The following is a 16,570-nucleotide window of genomic DNA, read 5'->3' as shown; positions in this document are numbered from 1 at the left end:
CACGCCTGGTCCGTTCACGCCTGGTCCGCTCAGGCCGTGATCCGCTCCGCCTGCGCCGTCCGCCGCCCGCCGTCCCGCTCGCCGAGCAGTTCCGTCGGGACGGTGTGCGTCTCACGGGCGCAGAGCGCGGCGACGACCGGCGGTACGCACAGCGCGGCCGTGAACAGCGCCACCGCCCCCCAGTCGGCGCCGTCCGGCCCGGCGATCTCGGCGGCGAAGGTGACCGCGAACCCGGCCACCGCGAAGCCGATCTGGGTGCCGATCGCCACGCCGGACAACCGGACCCGGGTCGCGAACATCTCGCCGTAGAAGGCGGGCCACACGCCGTTCGCCGCACTGTAGAGCACGCCGAAGGAGACGATGCCGAGGGCCAGGGTCAGCGGGTAGGAGCCGGTGGAGATCGCCCACAGGTAGCCGGCCGTCGCCACCGCGCTGCCGGCCGCGCCGATCAGGAACACCGGCCGGCGTCCGATCCGGTCCGACAGGGTCGCCCACAGCGGGATCGCGCCGAGCGCGACCAGGTTGGCGAGGGCGCCCACCCACAGCATCGAGGTACGGGACATGCCGACCGCGTCGCTGGTGGCGTAGGCCAGCGCCCACACCGTGAAGATCGTGCTGACGGAGGCGATGAGCGCGCCCGCGATCACGCGCAGCACGTCCGCCCAGTGCTCGCGCAGCAGCACCGCGAGCGGCAGCTTCACCACGCCCTCGGTGGCGGCCTGCCGGGTGAAGGCGGGCGTCTCGCGCAGCCGGCGCCGGATGACGTAGCCGGCGACGGCGACCGCCACGCTCAGCCAGAACGGCACCCGCCAGCCCCAGGAGAGCAACTGGTCCTCGGGGAGCCGGGCCACCGGGATGAAGACGAGGGTGGCGATGAGCTGGCCGCCCTGGGTGCCGCTGAGCGTGAAGCTGGTGAAGAACCCGCGCCGGTGCACCGGCGCGTGCTCCAGGCTCATGGAACTGGCACTCGCCTGCTCGCCGGCCGCCGATATGCCCTGGAGGACACGGCAGAGCACGAGCAGCACGGGAGCGAGGGAGCCGGCCTGGGCGCGGGTGGGCAGACAGCCGATGAGGAACGTCGACAGACCCATCAGGACCAGCGTGAACACCATGATCTTCTTGCGGCCGAGCCGGTCGCCGACGTGCCCGAGGACCAGCGCGCCGAGCGGCCGGGCGGCATAGGCGACGCCGAAGGTGGCGAGCGAGAGCAGGGTCGCCGTGGCCGGATCGGTGGCGTCGAAGAACACCTTCGGGAAGATCAGGGCGGCGGCGCTTCCGTAGACGAAGAAGTCGTAGTACTCCAGCGCGCTGCCGATCCAGGCGGCCGTCGCCGCCTTCCAGGGCTGGCCGGCAGGGGCGTCGGGGGCGGGCGCGGGGACGGACTCGGACACGGCGGTGCTCCTTCGGGGGAACGTCACCCTGCGGAAGAGGGGAGTGAGCGGCGAGGGGGAGCGGGCGGGGCCGGATCGCGGCGGCTAATTAACCCACTGGATAGTTAGTCGTGGTGGGTGGGATGTTGCGCCGCTGTTTCCCCTGTGTCAAGAGACCGTGCAAGGGCCTTTGCGTGCCGACGTCGCGGTGACGTCGCGGTGACGTCGCGCGGAGGCCGCGCGGACGTGTGCGGAGGTCAGTCGTCCGCCCGTTCCGCCGTCAGGTACGCGATCACCATGTCGCCGAGCATGGTCCGGTAGTGCTCGCGCCGGCCGGGGTCCGTCAGGTCGCGGCCGAACAGGGCGCCGAACGTATGCCGGTTGGCGACCCGGAAGAAGCAGAACGAGCTGATCATCGCGTGCAGGTCGATCGCGTCCACGTCGGCCGTGAACAGCCCGGACTCCTGTCCGGCGGTGAGGATCCGGCGGATCACGTCCACCGCCGGGGAGCCGATCCGGCCGAGTTTCTCGGAGGCCGCGATGTGCTCGGCGCCGTGGATGTTCTCGATGCTGACCAGGCGGATGAAGTCCGGGTGCCGCTCGTGGTGGTCGAGGGTCAGCTCGGCGAGGCGCCTGATCGCCGCGACCGGGTCCAGGTGGTCGACGTCCAGGCGCTGCTCGGCCTCCCGGATCACGCCGTAGGCCCGCTCCAGCACCGCCGTGAACAGCTGTTCCTTGCCGCCGAAGTAGTAGTAGATCATCCGCTTGGTGGTGCGGGTGCGGGCTGCTATCTCGTCGACCCGGGCGCCGTCGTAACCGGCCCGCGCGAACTCCTGCGTGGCCACGTCGAGGATCTCGGCCCGGGTGCGGGCGGCGTCGCGCACCTTCCCGCCGGGATGCAGGGGTTCTTCGACGCTGGTCATCGGGTTCCTTCGGGGCCGGGGACACCTGGGCGGAGCACTCGTCGGTGGTGCCGGTGATTGTAGAAGCAGGGCCCAGGATGCCGCCGGGGGCTTCCCCGGGACTCCCGCCGCTGATATAGCTAACGTACTGGTTCGTACATTAGCGACGCCTCGGGAGGTCCACGTGGCCAAGGACTCGTATCTCGTCGGGCTGGTCGGGGCCGGCATAGGCCCCTCGCTCAGCCCCGCCCTGCACCAGCGGGAGGCGGACCGGCAGGGCCTGCGCTACCTGTACCGGCTCCTCGACCTCGACGTCCTCGGCACGGCCCCGGAGGCGGTCGGCGGCCTGGTCCGGGCCGCCCGCGACCTCGGCTTCGACGGGCTCAACGTCACCCACCCCTGCAAGCAGCTCGTCCTCGACCACCTGGACGCGCTCGAACCTCGCGCCGAGGCGCTCGGCGCGGTCAACACCGTCGTCTTCGGCGACGGCGGCCGGGCCGTCGGTCACAACACCGACGTCACCGGCTTCGCCGCGTCCTTCGCGCGCGGCCTGCCCGGCGCCCCGCTGGAGCGGGTCGTCCAGCTCGGCGCGGGCGGCGCGGGCGCGGCGGTGGCGCACGCCGTGCTGGCCCTCGGCGCGGGGCGGGTGACGGTCGTCGACGCACTGCCCGACCGCGCGGCCGGGCTCGCCGAGTCGCTCGTACGGTACTTCGGCCCCGGCCGCGCGCAGGCGGCGGCGCCCGATCGGCTGCCGGCGCTGCTGGCGGAGGCCGACGGCGCGGGGGGACTCGTCCACGCGACCCCTACGGGTATGGCCGCGCACCCCGGACTGCCGCTGTCCGCCGAGCTGCTGCGGCCCGGGCTGTGGGTGGCCGAGGTGGTGTACCGGCCGCTGGAGACCGAGTTGGTGCGGGTCGCGCGGGAGCGTGGCTGTGCCGTGCTGTCCGGGGGCGGGATGGCCGTGTTCCAGGCCGCGGACGCGTTTCGGCTGTTCACGGGGGTGGAGCCGGACAGCGGGCGGATGCTGAGTGACTTCGCGCAGTTGGTGGGGGTTGAGCGTTCGGGGAGTCTGGCCGGATGACCGGGGCAGGCTTCGTCGCGGTTGACCGCGCCCACGCGGCGGAGCCGCGTGTCGGCACGGCCCGCGCCCCTTACGGGGCGCTGCGCACCTCCATCGCCACCGTCTCCCTCAGCGGCTCCCTCACCGAGAAGCTCACCGCCGCCGCGCGGGCCGGGTTCGACGGAGTGGAGATCTTCGAGAACGACCTGCTCGCCAGCCCGCTCCCGCCCGAGGAGATCCGCGCCCGGTGCGCCGATCTCGGGCTGCGGATCGACCTGTACCAGCCGATGCGGGACATCGAGGCCGTTCCGGAAGAGGTCTTCGACGCCAATCTGCGCCGCGCCCGGCACAAGTTCGAGTTGATGCGGCGGCTCGGTGCCGACACCGTGCTCGTGTGCTCCAGCGTCTCCCCCCTCGCCGTGGACGACGACGCCCTCGCCGCCGGGCAGCTGGCCCGACTCGCCGAGCTGGCCCAGGAGTTCGGGATCCGGGTGGCGTACGAGGCGCTGGCCTGGGGGCGCCATGTGAACACGTACGACCACGCGTGGCGCATCGTCGAGGCGGCCGGGCACCCGGCGCTCGGCACCTGCCTGGACAGCTTCCACATCCTCTCCCGCGGCTCGGACCCACGGGGCATCGCGGGCATACCCGGCGACCGGATCTTCTTCCTCCAGCTCGCCGACGCACCGCTGCCGGCGATGGACGTCCTCCAGTGGAGCCGCCATCACCGCTGCTTCCCCGGCCAGGGCGGATTCGACGTCGCCGGGCTGCTGCGGCACGTCCTCGACGCCGGCTACCGGGGGCCGTTGTCGCTGGAGGTGTTCAACGACGTCCACCGGCAGGCCGATGCCGGTGCCACCGCCGTGGACGCCCACCGGTCCCTGCTGCTGCTCCAGGAAGCGGTCGGCGCCGCCGAGTTGCCGCCGCCGGTCGTCCCCACGGGGATCGCCTTCGCCGAACTCCTCACCGCGGACGCCGAACCGGTCACCGCCCTGCTGGCCGCCCTCGGCTTCGCCCGCACCGCCCGGCACCGCGGCAAACCCGTCGACCTGTGGGAGCGCGGTACGGCCCGGATCCTCGTCAACACCGGCGCCCGCGACCGCCGCGACGGCACCCGGCTCGCCGCGATCGGGCTCACGTCCCCCGACCCCGCCGGTGCCGCCCGCCGTGCCGAGGCCCTGCACGCCCCCGTCCTGCCCCGTCGCCGCGCCCCCGAGGACGCCTCGCTGGACGCGGTCGCCGCGCCCGACGGGACGGAGCTGTTCCTCCTCGCCACCGGGGCTTCGGACGCCTGCCGACTCCCCGACTGGCGACGCGACTTCGCCGACCCGCCGGGCGTTTCCGACCCCGCCGGTGCCGCCCGCCGTGCCGAGGCCCTGCACGCCCCCGTCCTGCCCCGTCGCCGCGCCCCCGAGGACGCCCCGCTGGACGCGGTCGCCGCGCCCGACGGGACGGAGCTGTTCCTCCTCGGCACCGGGGCTTCGGACGCCTCCCGACTCCCCGACCGGCGAGGCGACTTCGCCGACCTGCCGGACGTTCCCGAGCCCGCCGGCGCCACCCGCATCGACCACCTCGCCCTCACCCAGCCCTGGCACCGGTACGACGCGGCGACGCTCTTCCACCGCGGCGTCCTCGGGCTGGACGCCCGGGAGAGCATCGACCTCGCCGACCCCTACGGGCTGCGCCGCAGCAGGGCCGTCGCGAACGCCGACGGCAGTGTCCGTATCGCGCTCACCGTCGGCGCGGCGCCCGCCGACGAGACGGTGCACGCCGCGCACATCGCGCTGGCCACCGACGACGTGGTGGCCGCGGCCCGCGCCCTGCGCGCGGCCGGTGGCCGGCTGCTACCGGTCCCGGACAACTACTACGACGACCTCGCCGCCCGATTCGCCCTCGCCGAGGAGGAGTTGGCGACATACCGCGAGCTCGGCATCCTCTACGACCGCGACGCGGGCGGCGCCTTCAGGCACTGCTACACCGAGACGGTCGGCCGGGTCTTCTTCGAACTCGTCCAGCGCGATCCCGGCCACCAGGGGTACGGTGCCGCCAACGCGCCGGTGCGGCTCGCGGCCCAGCACACGGGACGGCTCTTGCGATGAACTGACCGGCCTCTTACCGGATCCCCCGCAGGGGTGAGAGGGCGGTGAGACCTCCGCCGGGTTCAGCTCCGGTTCAGGGTCCGTACATCTCCGGAGGCGGATACTCCGCAAGATCCGGTATGCGCGCTGCGCCCGGATCACCACGCTTTCCGGGAGCCTGAAAGGCCGTTCATGCTGAGCACCCCTACCGAGTCGGTCGTCCGGGACGGCGGGCCGCCGCCCGCGGCCGCGCCCCGCCCGCACACCCAGCGGTACGAACGCCCGGTGCTGGTGGCCATAGCCGCGCTCGCCGCACTGCTGTGCCTGTGGGGCCTCGACCACAGTTCGTTCCACGGCTTCTACGCCGCCGCCGTGCGCAGCATGACGGACAACCCGGTCGCGTTCTTCTTCGGCTCCTTCGACCCGCGCAACACCCTCACCATCGACAAGCTGCCCGGCTTCCTGTGGCCGCAGGCCCTGTCGGCGCTGGTGTTCGGCTTCCACCCGTGGGCGCTGGTGCTGCCGCAGGCCCTGGAGATCGTGGCCTCGGTGGTCCTGCTCCATGTGGTGGTCCGGCGCTGGGCGGGCGTGTCGGCCGGGCTGCTGGCGGCCGCCTTCCTGGCCCTCACCCCGGTGACCGTCGGCCTCGGCCGGTCCGTCACCGAGGACGCCCCGTTCGTCCTGCTGCTCCTGCTGGCCGCCGAGGCCGTGCAGCGGGCGACCGAGCGGGGCCGGCTGGTCCCGCTGCTGCTCGCCGGCTTCTGGGTGGGCGTCGCCTTCCAGTGCAAGATGCTGGAGGCCTGGGCGGTGCTGCCCGCGCTCGCCGCCACCTACCTGGTCGCCGCCCCGCCGAGCCTGCGCCGCCGGCTGCGGGACCTCGCGCTCGCCGCCGCGGTCATGTTCGCGGTCTCGGTGTCGTGGATGGTCGCGGCCACCCTCACCCCGGGCTCCGCCCGCCCGTATCTCGACGGCACCACCGACAACTCGGCGTTCGGCCTGGTCGTCGGCTACAACTTCCTCACCCGCTTCCACACGGTCGGTGTCGACGCGGCGGGCACCGGCAGCGTCGCGCCCAACGAGAGCCTGCGGGCGGCCGGTTCGGGCCCCGGCATGGGCGACAGCGTCTGGAAGATGTTCAGCCCCGGGCTCGCCACGCAGACCGGGTGGCTCTACCCGCTGGCCGCGCTCGGGCTCGTCGGCGGCGCCGTGGCGCTGTGGCGGCGGCGCCCGGCCCGCACGGACCGGGCGCTCGCGGGCCAGGTGCTGTGGGGCGTGTGGCTGGCGACGTTCTTCTTCGTCTTCAGCTTCGGCAGCGTGACCGGGCACACCTACTACATGGGCGTGGTCGCGGTCGCGCTCGCCGCGTTCGCCGGCGCCGGTGTCGTACGGGCCTGGCGGGCCGGGCTCGGGGGCGGCCCGCGGGGCTGGGTGCTGCCGGCGGCGCTCGCCGCGAACGCCGCCTGGTGCGTGACGCTGACCCTGTGGTCCCCGCGGTTCCTGCCCTGGTCGGCGCCGGCCGCCGGCGCCCTCGCCGTGCTCGCCCTGGCCCTGACCGCGCTCCGGCGCCGCCCGCGCGCGGCCAGGGCCGGTCTGGCCGTGGGTCTGGCCGCGGCCCTGCTCGTGCCCGCCGCCTGGTCGGCGTCGGCGCTGTCGCTGCGCTACAACCAGCCCGGCTCGCTGGCCCGGGTCGGGCCCACCAGCCACCGCTCGGGCAACCCGCTCGCCCAACTGAACCCCGCCCAGCAGCACTTGCTCGGCTATCTCACCGCCCACCGGCACGGCGCCGAGTACCTGGCCGCCGTCCCCGGCTGGTGGTCCGCCGCGCCGTACGTCATCTCGGCGAACGCGGACGTCATGCCCATGGGCGGCTTCACCGGGCGGGTCCCCTACCCCTCGTCCGCCCGCTTCCACCGGCTGCTCGACTCCGGCCGGCTGCGCTACGTCGTCCTGAAGCGGACCGACGTGCGGGCCGCGCACCGGCGCGGGGAGCACACGCTCGTCGGCGGGCTGGTGCGCTGGACGAGCGACCACTGCGCGCTCGTCCCGGCGGCCGCGTACGACGGCTCGCGCGACCGCGCGCACCAGCTGTACGACTGCGGCCCGGCCCACCGCAGGGGGTGAACCGGGCCGACGGGCGTAGGGCTGACGGCGCTCACGCCCGCCTGTTCCACTCGGCGATCACGGGCCGGCCGTGCTCGGTGGAGAGCCGGCTGACCGTGCCGGTGGCCAGCTGGAACAGCCGGCCCTCGGCGGGCGCGAGCCCCAGCCGGCGGGCGGTGAGCACCCGCAGGAAGTGGGCGTGGGCGACGAGGACCACGTCCCCGGCGCCCTCGGCGAGCGCCGTGTCGACCCGGGCCAGCACCCGGTCGGCGCGGGCGCCGATCTGGGCCGGCGACTCGCCCGGGTGGCCCTCGGGGCCCGGCGGCACACCGTCGGTCCACAGGTCCCAGTCGGGGCGGGTGCCGTGGATGTCGACCGTGGTGATGCCCTCGTAGCCGCCGTAGTCCCACTCGTGCAGGTCGGGGTCGGCCACGAGTCCGCTCAGGCCCGCCAGTTCGGCGGTGCGTATCGCGCGGTCCAGCGGGCTGGCCAGCGCGAGGGCGTACGTCCGCCCGGTGAGGAGCGGGGCGAGGGACTTGGCCTGTTCCTCGCCGTGCTCGGTCAGGGGCAGATCGGTCCAGCTGGTGTGCTGTCCCGACAGGCTCCACTCCGTCTCACCGTGGCGGACCAGCAGAAGGTCGCCCACGGTGGTTCAGTCCTTCTTCTCGACCGCGTGGCCGCCGAACTGGTTGCGCAGCGCGGCGATCATCTTCATCTGCGGGGAGTCGTCCTGGCGCGAGGCGAACCGGGCGAACAGCGACGCGGTGATCGCGGGCAGCGGTACGGCGTTGTCGATGGCCGCCTCGACCGTCCAGCGGCCCTCGCCCGAGTCCTCCGCGTAGCCGCGCAGCTTCTCCAGGTGCTCGTCCTCGTCCAGGGCGTTGACCGCGAGATCGAGGAGCCAGGAGCGAATGACGGTGCCCTCCTGCCAGGAGCGGAACACCTCGCGCACGTTCTCCACGGAGTGGACCTTCTCCAGCAGCTCCCAGCCCTCGGCGTACGCCTGCATCATGGCGTACTCGATGCCGTTGTGGACCATCTTGGAGAAGTGCCCGGCGCCGACCCGGCCCGCGTGGACGTAGCCGTAGGGGCCCTCCGGCTTGAGCGCCTCGAAGATCGGGTGCAGCCGCTCGACGTGCTCCTTGTCGCCGCCGACCATGAGCGCGTAGCCGTTCTGCAGGCCCCACACGCCGCCGGAGACACCGGCGTCGACGAAGCCGATGCCCTTGATGGCGAGGGCGGCGGCGTGCTTCTCGTCGTCGGTCCAGCGGGAGTTACCGCCGTCGATGACCGTGTCGCCGGGCTCCAGCAGGTCGCCGAGTTCGTCGACGACGGTCTGGGTGGCGGTGCCGGCCGGGACCATCACCCAGATGTGGCGGGGCGCGTCGAGCTTCTCGACCAGCTCTTCGAGGGACTTGACGTCCGAGACGTCGGGGTTGCGGTCGTAGCCGATGACGGTGTGGCCGGCGCGGCGGATCCGCTCGCGCATGTTGCCGCCCATCTTGCCGAGACCGATGAGACCGAGCTGCATGATCAGTTCTCCGTTGCGTTCTTGAGAGTGCGGTAGGCGGCGACGAGGGCCCGGGAGGAGGGGTCGAGACCGGGGACGTCCGCGCCCTCGGTCAGGGCGGGTTCGACCCGCTTGGCGAGGACCTTGCCGAGTTCGACGCCCCACTGGTCGAAGGAGTCGATGTTCCAGATCGCGCCCTGGACGAACACCTTGTGCTCGTAGAGGGCGATGAGCTGGCCGAGCACGGACGGGCTCGGCTCGCCGGCCAGGATCGTGGTGGTGGGGTGGTCGCCGAGGAAGGTGCGGTGCGCCACCTGCTCCTCGGCCACGCCCTCCGCGCGGACCTCCTCGGCGCTCTTGCCGAAGGCGAGGGCCTGGGTCTGGGCGAAGAAGTTGGCCATCAACAGGTCGTGCTGCGCCTTGAGTTCACCGCTCAGCTCGCCGGCCGGGCGGGCGAAGCCGATGAAGTCCGCCGGGATCAGCTTGGTGCCCTGGTGGATCAACTGGTAGTAGGCGTGCTGCCCGTTGGTGCCGGGCGTGCCCCACACGACCGGACCGGTCTGCCACTCGACGGGCCTGCCGTCGCGCTGCACCGACTTGCCGTTGGACTCCATGTCCAGCTGCTGGAGGTAGGCGGTGAACTTGGACAGGTAGTGGCTGTACGGCAGCACCGCGTGCGACTGGGCGTCGAAGAAGTCGCCGTACCAGATGCCCAGCAGGCCCAGCAGCAGCGGGGCGTTGGCCTCGGCGGGGGCGGTGCGGAAGTGCTCGTCGACCAGGTGGAAGCCGTCGAGCATCTCGCGGAAGCGGTCAGGGCCGATCGCGATCATCAGGGACAGGCCGATCGCCGAGTCGTACGAGTAGCGGCCGCCGACCCAGTCCCAGAACTCGAACATGTTGTCCGGGTCGATGCCGAACTCGGTGACCTTCCCGGCGTTCGTGGACAGGGCCACGAAGTGGCGGGCCACCGCCTTGTCGTCGCCGTCGAAGGCCTTCAGCAGCCAGGACCGCGCGGAGGTCGCGTTGGTGATCGTCTCGATCGTCGTGAACGTCTTGGACGCGACGATGAACAGGGTCTCCGCCGGGTCCAGGTCACGGGTGGCCTCGTGCAGGTCGGCGCCGTCCACGTTGGACACGAAGCGGAACGTCAACTCCCGTGCGGTGTACGGGCGCAGGGCCTCGTACGCCATCGCGGGCCCGAGGTCGGAGCCGCCGATGCCGATGTTGACGACGTTCCTGATCCGCTTGCCGGTGTGGCCGGTCCACTCGCCGGAGCGGACGCGGTCGGCGAAACGGGCCATCTTGTCGAGCACGGCGTGCACCTTCGGCACCACGTTCTCGCCGTCGACCTCGATCACCGTGTCGCGCGGGGCGCGCAGCGCGGTGTGCAGCACGGCCCGGTCCTCGGTGACGTTGATCTTCTCGCCGCGGAACATGGCGTCGCGCAGGCCGGACACGCCGGTGGCGGTGGCGAGTTCCGTCAGGAGGGCCAGGGTCTCGTCGGTGATCAGGTGCTTGCTGTAGTCGATGTACAGGTCCCCGACCCGTACGACGTACCGCTCGGCGCGGCCGGGGTCCCGCGCGAACAGCTCGCGCAGGTGCGGCCGGCCCTCGGCGCGGTGGTCGGCGAGCGCCGTCCACTCGGGCCGGCGGGTGAGCTGGGGAAACCCGGAAGGCTGGGTCGCTGCCATGTCAGGCGTTCTCCTCGGCGGCCTCGCCCGTCAGGGCGATGGCGTACATCTCGTCGGCGTCGAGGCGGCGCAGCTCCTCGGCGATGAGTTCGGAGGTGGAGCGGACCTTGAGCGCGAGGGTGCGCGGCGGCTGGCCCGGCAGGGTCAGCGTCGCGAGCGGGCCCTCGGGCCGGTCGATGACGATCTCGCCGTTCGCGGTGCCGAGGCGTACGGCGGTGACGACCGGGCCGGCGGTGACCACGCGGTCCACGCGCACCTTCAGCCGGGCCTCCAGCCAGCGCGAGAGCAGTTCGGCGCTGGGGTTGTCGGCCTCGGCCTCGACGGCCGCCGACGTGATCTTGGTGCGGGCCTGGTCCAGGGCGGCGGCCAGCATCGAGCGCCACAGCGTCAGCCGGGTCCAGGCGAGGTCGGTGTCGCCGGGCGCGTAGTTGCGGGCCCGGGTCTGAAGGACCTCCATCGGCTTGAGCGCCGCGTACAGGTCGGTGATCCGGCGCTGGGCGAGCGCGCCGAGCGGGTCCCTGGACGGGGTGTCGGGGGCCTCCACCGGCCACCACACCACCACCGGGGCGTCCGGCAGCAGCAGCGGCAGGACGACCGAGTCGGCGTGGTCGGACACCTCGCCGTAGGTGCGCAGCACGACGGTCTCGCCGGCACCGGCCTCGGAGCCGACCCTGACCTCGGCGTCGAGCCGGGAGTGGGTGCGGTCGCGCAGGGTGCGGGCGTGCCGCTTGATGACGACCAGGGTCCGCGAGGGGTGCTCGTGCGAGGCTTCCTCGGCGGCCTTGATCGAGTCGTAGGCGTTCTCCTCGTCCGTGACGATGACCATCGTCAGGACCATGCCCACGGCCGGGGTGCCGATGGCGCGGCGGCCCTGCACCAACGCCTTGTTGATCTTGCTTGCCGTGGTGTCGGTCAGGTCGATCTTCATGGCCTGCGCCAGCTCCGTCCGTCTCGTGCGAGCATCTCGTCGGCTTCCGTCGGTCCCCAGCTGCCCGACGCGTACTGCGCCGGACGGCCGTGCGCCGCCCAGTACTCCTCGATCGGGTCGAGGATCTTCCAGGACTCTTCCACTTCCTGGTGACGGGGGAACAAATTCGCGTCGCCGAGCAGCACGTCCAGGATGAGCCGCTCGTACGCCTCCGGGCTCGACTCGGTGAACGACTCGCCGTAGGCGAAGTCCATCGACACGTCCCGGATCTCCATCGAGGTGCCCGGCACCTTGGAGCCGAAGCGGACGGTCATGCCCTCGTCGGGCTGGACGCGGATGACGATCGCGTTCTGGCCCAGCTCCTCCGTCGCCGTGGAGTCGAAGGGGGAGTGCGGGGCCCGCTTGAAGACCACCGCGATCTCGGTGACCCGGCGGCCCAGGCGCTTGCCGGTGCGCAGGTAGAACGGCACGCCCGCCCAGCGGCGGTTGTCGATGCCCAGCTTGATCGCGGCGAAGGTGTCGGTCTTGGACTTCGGGTCGATGCCCTCCTCCTGGAGGTAGCCCACGACCTTCTCGCCGCCCTGCCAGCCCTCGGCGTACTGCCCGCGCACGGTGTGCTCGCCGAGCTCCGCCGGCAGCCGCACCGACTTCAGCACCTTCAGCTTCTCGGTGAGCAGTGCCTCCGCGTCGAACGCGATGGGCTCCTCCATGGCGGTGAGCGCCATCAGCTGGAGCAGGTGGTTCTGGATGACGTCACGGGCGGCGCCGATGCCGTCGTAGTAGCCGGCCCGGCCGCCGATGCCGATGTCCTCGGCCATGGTGATCTGCACGTGGTCGACGTACGACCGGTTCCAGATCGGCTCGTACATCTGGTTGGCGAAACGCAGCGCCAGGATGTTCTGGACGGTCTCCTTGCCCAGGTAGTGGTCGATGCGGAACACCTGGTCCGGCTCGAACACGTCGTGCACGATCGCGTTCAGCTCACGGGCGCTGTCGAGGTCGTGGCCGAACGGCTTCTCGATGACCGCGCGCCGCCAGGAACCCTCGGACGGGGAGGCCAGGCCGTGCTTCTTCAGCTGCTGCACGACCTTCGGGAAGAACTTCGGCGGCACCGAGAGGTAGAAGGCGAAGTTGCCGCCGGTGCCGCGGGAGGCGTCCAGCTCCTCGACGGCGTCCTTGAGCTGCTTGAAAGCGGTGTCGTCGTCGAAGTCGCCGGGGATGAACCGCATGCCCTCGGCGAGCTGCTGCCAGACCTCCTCGCGGAACGGGGTGCGGGAGTGCTCACGCACGGAGTCGTGCACGACCTGCGCGAAGTCCTGGTCCTCCCACTCCCGGCGGGCGAAGCCCACCAGCGAGAAGCCCGGCGGCAGCAGACCGCGGTTGGCCAGGTCGTACACGGCCGGCATCAGCTTCTTGCGGGACAGGTCACCGGTCACCCCGAAGATGACCAGACCGGACGGACCGGCGATCCGGGGCAGGCGCCGGTCACGGGTGTCCCGCAGCGGGTTCTCCCAGTCGGCGGCCGGACCCGCCGGCACGGTCACCTCCGCCGGCGACTTCGCCGGTGCCTGCGCCTTCGCGGGTGCCGGAGCGGCAGGTGCCGCGGCGGCGGGCGCGTTCTCGGTCATCGGGCGTCAACTCCCTTGCTCTCCAGGGACTTCGCTACGGCGTCCAGCAGGTCCTGCCAGGCAGCCTCGAACTTGGCGACGCCCTCGTCCTCCAGTTGCTGGACGATCTCGTCGTAGGAGATGCCGAGCTTCTCGATCGCGTCGAGGTCGGCACGGGCCGCGCCGTAGCCGCCGGTCACCGTGTCGCCGGTGATCTCGCCGTGGTCGGCGACCGCGTTCAGCGTGGCCTCCGGCATCGTGTTGACGGTGCCCGGCGCGACCAGCTCGTCCACGTACAGGGTGTCCTTGTACGCGGGGTCCTTCACACCGGTGGACGCCCACAGCGGACGCTGCTTGTTCGCCTTCTCCCCGGCGAGCGCCAGCCAGCGCTCGGAGCCGAAGACCTCTTCGTAGGCCTCGTAGGCGAGCCGGGCGTTGGCGAGGGCGGCGCGGCCCTTCAGGGCGAGGGCCTCGTCGGTGCCGAGGGCGGTCAGCCGCTTGTCGATCTCGGAGTCCACGCGGGAGACGAAGAAGGACGCCACCGAGTGGATCGTGGCGAGGTCGATGCCGCGCTCGCGGGCCTTCTCCAGGCCGGCCAGGTAGGCAGCCATGACCTCGCGGTAGCGCTCCAGCGAGAAGATCAGGGTCACGTTGACGCTGATGCCGAGCCCGACGACCTCGGTGATCGCCGGCAGGCCCGCCTTCGTCGCCGGGATCTTGATCATCACGTTGGGGCGGTCCACCAGCCAGGCGAGCTGCTTGGCCTCGGCGATCGTGGCCTCGGTCGCGTGGGCCAGGCGCGGGTCGACCTCGATGGAGACGCGGCCGTCGCGCCCCTCGGAGGCGGTGTATACAGAATGCAGAATGTCGGATGCGGCCCGCACGTCGGCGGTCGTCATCATCCGCACCGCCTCGTCCACGGTCACCCCGCGCACGGCGAGATCGGTGAGCTGCTCCTCGTAGCCCGCGCCGGAACCGATGGCGGCCTGGAAGATCGACGGGTTGGTGGTGACGCCGACGACGTTCCTGTTCTCGATCAGCTCCGCCAGGTTGCCCGAGGCGATACGCCCCCGCGACAGGTCGTCCAGCCAGACGGAGACCCCCTCGTCGGCGAGGCGCTTGAGGGCTGCGGCGGTGGCGATTGCTTCGGTCACGTCAGTCATCTTTCTTGGTTTCCGGTTGAGTTGTCTTGTCGCGTCGGGTTCAGGCGCGCGCGGCGGCGAGCGACGCGCGGGCCTGTGCGGCGACGTTCTCGGGGGTGAAGCCGAACTCGGCGAAGAGGGTCTTCGCGTCGGCCGAGGCGCCGAAGTGCTCCAGGGAGACGATCCGGCCGGCGTCGCCGACGTAGCGGTACCAGGTCAGTGCGATCCCGGCCTCCACGGCGACCCGGGCCTTCACGGCCGGCGGGAGGACGGAGTCCTTGTACGCCTGCTCCTGCTCCTCGAACCACTCCACGGACGGCATCGACACCACGCGCGTGCCGATCCCCTCCGCCTCCAGCGCCTCCCGCGCGGACACGGCCAGGTGCACCTCGGAACCCGTCGCGATGACGATCACCTCCGGGACCTCGGTCGACGACTCGCGCAGCACATAGCCGCCCTTGGCCGCGTCCTCGTTCGGCGCGTACACCGGCACGCCCTGGCGGGTGAGCGCGAGCCCGTGCGGGGCGGGGCTGGTGGCGTGCCTCTTCAGGATCTCGGCCCAGGCGATCGCGGTCTCGTTGGCGTCGGCCGGGCGGACGACGTTCAGGCCCGGGATGGCACGCAGCGAGGCCAGGTGCTCCACCGGCTGGTGGGTCGGGCCGTCCTCGCCGAGGCCGATGGAGTCGTGCGTCCAGACGTACGTCACCGGGAGCTGCATCAGCGCCGACATCCGCACGGCGTTGCGCATGTAGTCGGAGAACACCAGGAAGGTGCCGCCGTAGACGCGGGTGTTGCCGTGCAGGGCGATGCCGTTCATCTCCGCGGCCATGGAGAACTCGCGGATGCCGAAGTGGACGGTACGGCCGTACGGGTCGGCCCCGGGCAGCGGGTTGCCCTGCGGCAGGAAGGAGCTGGTCTTGTCGATCGTGGTGTTGTTGGACCCGGCGAGGTCGGCGGAGCCGCCCCACAGCTCGGGGATCACCGGGCCGAGCGCCTGGAGGACCTTGCCGGAGGCGGCCCGGGTGGCGACCGACTTGCCCTCCTCGAACACCGGCAGCGCGTCCTGCCAGCCCGCGGGCAGCTCGCCCTTGCCGATCCGCTCGAACAGCGCGGCCCGCTCCGGCTGGGCGCCGGCCCACTCGGCGATCCGCTTGTCCCAGGCGGCGTGCGCCTCCGCGCCCCGGTCCAGGGCCCGGCGGGCGTGCCTGAGGACCTCGTCCTCGACCTGGAAGGTCTGCTCCGGGTCGAAGCCGAGGAGCCGCTTGGTCGCCGCGATCTCGTCCGCGCCGAGCGCGGAGCCGTGGGAGGCCTCCGTGTTCCGGGCGTTCGGGGCGGGCCAGGCGATGATCGTGCGCATCGCGATGATCGACGGCCGCGCGGTCTCGGCCTGCGCGGCCCGCAGCGCCCGGTACAGGGCCTCGGGGTCGACGTCGCCCTCGGCGGTCGGCTCGATGCGCTGGGTGTGCCAGCCGTAGGCCTCGTACCGCTTCAGGACGTCCTCGGAGAAGGCGGTGGCGGTGTCGCCCTCGATGGAGATGTGGTTGTCGTCGTAGACGAAGACCAGGTTGCCGAGCTTCTGGTGGCCGGCGAGCGAGGAGGCCTCGGCGGAGACGCCCTCCTCCAGGTCGCCGTCGGAGACGATCGCCCAGACGGTGTGGTCGAAGGGGGAGGCGCCCTCGGGGGCCTCGGGGTCGAACAGGCCGCGCTCGTAGCGGGCGGCCATGGCCATGCCGACGGCGTTGGCGACGCCCTGGCCGAGCGGCCCGGTGGTGGTCTCGACGCCGGCGGTGTGGCCGTACTCCGGGTGGCCGGGCGTCTTGGAGCCCTGGGTACGGAAGGCCTTCAGGTCGTCCAGCTCCAGCTCGTACCCGGCGAGGAACAGCTGCGTGTAGAGGGTCAGCGAGGTGTGACCGGGGGAGAGGACGAAGCGGTCCCGACCGGCCCACTCCGGGTCGGCAGGATCATGACGCATCACCTTCTGAAAGATCGTGTACGCGGCAGGCGCCAGGCTCATCGCCGTGCCCGGGTGCCCGTTGCCGACCTTCTGTACCGCGTCGGCCGCCAGCAGACGGGCCGTGTCGACGGCGCGCCGGTCGAGGTCGGTCCACTCGAAGCTGTCGGAAGTCTGCGTGGTCATCTTCAAGAAGTCCTCGTTCAGTGCGGAATGGCTGGCCGGACGCGT

The 16,570-nt window shown here is 72.2% G+C and carries 12 protein-coding genes; 3 read left to right on the top strand and 9 right to left on the bottom strand.

The window, feature by feature from the left end; all coding sequences use genetic code 11:
• Positions 1 to 29: 29 nt before the first annotated feature.
• Positions 30 to 1,391 carry an MFS transporter gene (locus ACZ4MF_RS11875; RefSeq protein WP_467491869.1) on the bottom strand — a complete coding sequence of 454 codons (1,362 nt, stop codon included), beginning with the start codon at positions 1,389 to 1,391 and terminating at the stop codon, positions 30 to 32.
• A 236-nt stretch (positions 1,392 to 1,627) separates the two neighbouring features.
• Positions 1,628 to 2,293 (bottom strand): TetR family transcriptional regulator, encoded by a 666-nt coding sequence (locus tag ACZ4MF_RS11870; protein ID WP_467491868.1) that lies wholly within the window; start codon positions 2,291 to 2,293, stop codon positions 1,628 to 1,630.
• Positions 2,294 to 2,456: 163 nt separating this feature from the next.
• Here ACZ4MF_RS11870 and ACZ4MF_RS11865 point away from each other — a divergent pair, with 163 nt between their 5' ends.
• From ACZ4MF_RS11865 to ACZ4MF_RS11855, 3 genes are all read left to right on the top strand, one after another.
• Positions 2,457 to 3,353, top strand: coding sequence for a shikimate dehydrogenase (locus ACZ4MF_RS11865; RefSeq protein WP_467491867.1), 897 nt, complete (start codon positions 2,457 to 2,459; stop codon positions 3,351 to 3,353).
• A gap of 80 nt (positions 3,354 to 3,433) precedes the next feature.
• Entirely contained in the window at positions 3,434 to 5,431 is a 1,998-nt protein-coding gene (locus ACZ4MF_RS11860; protein ID WP_467491969.1) for a TIM barrel protein, read from the top strand.
• A 171-nt stretch (positions 5,432 to 5,602) separates the two neighbouring features.
• Positions 5,603 to 7,531 carry an ArnT family glycosyltransferase gene (locus ACZ4MF_RS11855; protein ID WP_467491866.1) on the top strand — a complete coding sequence of 643 codons (1,929 nt, stop codon included), beginning with the start codon at positions 5,603 to 5,605 and terminating at the stop codon, positions 7,529 to 7,531.
• A 31-nt stretch (positions 7,532 to 7,562) separates the two neighbouring features.
• Here ACZ4MF_RS11855 and ACZ4MF_RS11850 read toward each other — a convergent pair whose 3' ends face one another.
• From ACZ4MF_RS11850 to tkt, 7 genes are read right to left on the bottom strand one after another with little or no spacing between them, the layout of a single operon-like run.
• On the bottom strand, positions 7,563 to 8,156 hold the full coding sequence (locus ACZ4MF_RS11850; protein WP_467491865.1) for a histidine phosphatase family protein: 594 nt from the start codon (positions 8,154 to 8,156) through the stop codon (positions 7,563 to 7,565).
• A 6-nt stretch (positions 8,157 to 8,162) separates the two neighbouring features.
• The gene (gene gnd, locus ACZ4MF_RS11845; protein ID WP_467491864.1) at positions 8,163 to 9,041 is read right to left on the bottom strand and encodes a phosphogluconate dehydrogenase (NAD(+)-dependent, decarboxylating); all 879 of its coding nucleotides are present in this window, start codon (positions 9,039 to 9,041) and stop codon (positions 8,163 to 8,165) included.
• 2 nt (positions 9,042 to 9,043) lie between these two features.
• On the bottom strand, positions 9,044 to 10,711 hold the full coding sequence (pgi, locus tag ACZ4MF_RS11840; protein WP_467491863.1) for a glucose-6-phosphate isomerase: 1,668 nt from the start codon (positions 10,709 to 10,711) through the stop codon (positions 9,044 to 9,046).
• 1 nt (position 10,712) lies between these two features.
• Positions 10,713 to 11,639, bottom strand: a complete 927-nt coding sequence (opcA, locus tag ACZ4MF_RS11835; RefSeq protein ID WP_467491862.1) for a glucose-6-phosphate dehydrogenase assembly protein OpcA — start codon at positions 11,637 to 11,639, stop codon at positions 10,713 to 10,715.
• The gene (zwf, locus tag ACZ4MF_RS11830) at positions 11,636 to 13,267 is read right to left on the bottom strand and encodes a glucose-6-phosphate dehydrogenase (protein ID WP_467491861.1); all 1,632 of its coding nucleotides are present in this window, start codon (positions 13,265 to 13,267) and stop codon (positions 11,636 to 11,638) included. Before zwf ends, opcA begins: the two co-directional genes overlap by 4 nt.
• Positions 13,264 to 14,409, bottom strand: coding sequence for a transaldolase (gene tal / locus ACZ4MF_RS11825; RefSeq protein WP_467491860.1), 1,146 nt, complete (start codon positions 14,407 to 14,409; stop codon positions 13,264 to 13,266). Before tal ends, zwf begins: the two co-directional genes overlap by 4 nt.
• Positions 14,410 to 14,449: 40 nt before the next feature.
• Positions 14,450 to 16,525 carry a transketolase gene (tkt, locus tag ACZ4MF_RS11820; RefSeq protein WP_467491859.1) on the bottom strand — a complete coding sequence of 692 codons (2,076 nt, stop codon included), beginning with the start codon at positions 16,523 to 16,525 and terminating at the stop codon, positions 14,450 to 14,452.
• Between the last annotated feature and the right edge of the window lie 45 nt (positions 16,526 to 16,570).

The sequence above is a fragment of the Streptomyces sp. NPDC025793 genome (genome assembly GCF_055558375.1).
Note: the sequence above shows the minus strand (reverse complement) of the source record. Positions and strands in the feature narration are given on the sequence as shown.